This is a genomic window from Delftia sp. ZNC0008 (assembly GCF_000799035.1).
GTDB lineage: Bacteria > Pseudomonadota > Gammaproteobacteria > Burkholderiales > Burkholderiaceae_C > Comamonas > Comamonas tsuruhatensis.
The window spans coordinates 1-2318 of sequence record NZ_JTKZ01000784.1 but is presented as its reverse complement, the minus strand read 5'-3'; the positions used below and the strand labels follow the sequence as shown (position 1 = coordinate 2318).

Genomic DNA, 2318 nt, shown 5'->3' with positions numbered 1-2318 from the left:
CCGCGTCGTACAGCGCATCGGCCTCGGGGCCGGTATCCCACACGATGGCGTCGTAGGCGGGCTTGAAGCTGGCGTGCACCACGTGCGGATGGTGGGCCAGGATCTGGAAATAGAAGTCGCGCCAGATCAGCTCGGACAGCCAGGTGGCGGCTCCCTCGCTGTCGTGCGGCTGCTGCTGCGTCTGCTCCCAGGCCAGCCTTGCCAGGCGGCGGATGGAGACCGTGCCGAAGCGCAGGTGCACGCTCAGGTAGCTGGGGCCCTTGACGGCGGGAAAGTCGCGCGCCTGCTTGTAGCGCGGCAGGCGCGGCAGGAAGTCGGCCAGCAGTTCCTCGGCGCCAGCGCAGCCCGTGGGCAGGCGCAGGCCGTCCAGCGTGCCGGCTTCGAAGCCCAGGTCGGCTGCCGTGGGCACGGCGCGGCGCTCGCCTTCGGGGCGTGGCGCCAGGCGCTCGGGCAGGTCGCGCTCGCTGGGGTAGGCGGACAGGAAGAAGGGCGTGACCTGGCGCAGCCAGGCGTTCTTGTACGGCGTGAACACCGAGAACGGCGCGCCGGCCTGGGTCAGCACCTCGTCGCGCGCAAAGACCATGTGGTCCTTGAAGCTGTGCAGGGCCACGCCCTCGGCGGCCAGGGCCTGGCGCACGCGGGCGTCGCGGGACAGGGCGTCGGGCTCGTCGTCCCAGTTGCAGAACACGGCCTGGGCGCCGAGCTGCCTGGCCAGGGCCGGGATCTGCTCAGCGGGCCGGCCGCGGCGCACGATGAGGCCGGTGTCGGCGCGGCCCGAGGCCTCGCGCAGCGCATCGTCCAGGCCCGTCAGGCTCTGGCAGATGAACTCCACGCGCCGGTCGGCACGGGGCAGGGGGGCGAGGATGTCGTCGTCGAAGATGAACACGCAATGCACCTGCCGGCACTGGCGCAGCGCATGGTAGAGGGCGGCATGGTCGGACAGGCGCAGGTCGCGCCGCAGCCAGACCAAGCCCACAGGGTAAGAAGGTGGCATGGATCGCCGGTAAAATCCGTCGTTATGTCTGCTGAAACTGCGCCTATCAATCTGACGCACCACTTCCTGATTGCCATGCCTGGCCTGGAAGACGAAGCGTTCTCGCGCAGTGTGATCTACCTGTGCGAACACAGCGAGCGCGGTGCGCTCGGTCTGATTATCAACAAGCCCTCGCAGCTTACGCTGGAAGGCCTGCTGGAAAAGGTGGATCTGGCCCTGGGCCGCGAGGACCTTCGCGGCAACCGCGTCTTCAACGGCGGGCCCGTACAGACCGATCGCGGCTTCGTGCTGCACGATCCCATGGTGATCGAAGGCGCGCCCGACGACGAGTCCGCCTACGCCTCGACCATGACCATTCCCGGCGGCCTGGAGATGACCACCTCCAAGGACGTGCTCGAAGCCCTGTCCGACGGCGCAGGCCCCAAGCGCCTGCTGGTCACCCTGGGCTATGCCTCCTGGGGCGAGGGCCAGCTGGAGTCGGAGCTGGCCGAAAACGCCTGGCTCACGGTGGGCGCCGACGCCAACGTCATCTTCGATACCCCGGTCGACGACCGCTATGACCGCGCCCTGGGCCTGCTGGGCCTGCAGCGCTGGATGATCTCGCCCGAAGCGGGGCGCGCATGAGCCTGCCCGCTCCCGAGTCCCAGGCAGCAGCGGCAGCCGGCACGGCCGTGCCGCCCACCGTTCCCTCCCATTTCCAGAGTTTCGTGGCCTTCGATTTCGGGGCCAAGCGCACGGGCTGCGCCGTGGGCACGCGCCTGCTGCGCTCGGCCAACCCGCTGCCCACCATCCGCGCCGAGGCCGGCGAGGCCCGCCTGGCCCAGGCCGGCGAGCGCATCAAGGAGTGGCAGCCCGATGCCCTGGTCATCGGCGTGCCCTACCACCCCGACGGCAATGCGCACGAGAACACGGCGCGGGCGAAGAAATTCGGCCGCCAGCTCAAGAGCCGCTTCGGCCTGCCTGTCTACGAGGTGGACGAGCGCTACAGCACCACCGAGGCCCTGGCCGGTGGCGCAAGGGATGCCGATGCGGCCTCGGCCTGCATCATTCTTGAACAGTTTTTGAGGAGTCTTCCATGAGTGAATCCATTGCGGGAGCCGGCAGTCTGGTGCTGGACGCCGAGGCCCTGTACCGCGAACTGCTGCGCGGCGTGCGCAGCCTCATGGGGCCTGAAACCCGCCTGGCCGGCATCACCTCGGGCGGCGCCTGGCTGGTGGAGCGGCTGCACAAGGACCTGAACCTGCCCGGCAACCCCAGCGTGCTGTCCTCGGCCCTGCACCGCGACGACTTCGCGCAGCGCGGCATGGCCACCAGCGCCCAGACG

General features: G+C 69.5%; 3 protein-coding genes and 1 pseudogene. 3 read left to right on the top strand and 1 reads right to left on the bottom strand.

All coding sequences use genetic code 11. The annotated features are described in order from the left end of the window. Positions 1-994 (bottom strand): cryptochrome/photolyase family protein (locus L995_RS25300; RefSeq protein WP_047474099.1); only part of this gene is annotated, 994 nt, incomplete at its 3' end. 24 nt (positions 995-1018) lie between these two features. Between L995_RS25300 and L995_RS25295 the strand changes: the two genes are divergently transcribed. From L995_RS25295 to L995_RS25285, 3 genes and pseudogenes are all read left to right on the top strand, one after another. Beyond that, on the top strand, positions 1019-1618 hold the full coding sequence (locus L995_RS25295; RefSeq protein ID WP_012203507.1) for a YqgE/AlgH family protein: 600 nt from the start codon (positions 1019-1021) through the stop codon (positions 1616-1618). Beyond that, a complete protein-coding gene (gene ruvX / locus L995_RS25290) occupies positions 1615-2073 on the top strand; it encodes a Holliday junction resolvase RuvX (RefSeq protein ID WP_016447930.1) in 459 nt (152 codons plus the stop codon). The genes L995_RS25295 and ruvX overlap by 4 nt, the downstream gene beginning before the upstream one ends. Next, positions 2070-2318, top strand: a pseudogene (locus L995_RS25285) (bifunctional pyr operon transcriptional regulator/uracil phosphoribosyltransferase PyrR); the annotation flags it as partial. The gene ruvX and the pseudogene L995_RS25285, both read left to right, overlap by 4 nt.

Coding starts and splice junctions, on each gene's coding strand:
- ruvX (WP_016447930.1), top strand. CDS start 1,615: ATGAGCCTGCCCGCTCCCGAGTCCCAGGCAGCAGCGGCAGCCGGCACG.
- L995_RS25295 (WP_012203507.1), top strand. CDS start 1,019: ATGTCTGCTGAAACTGCGCCTATCAATCTGACGCACCACTTCCTGATT.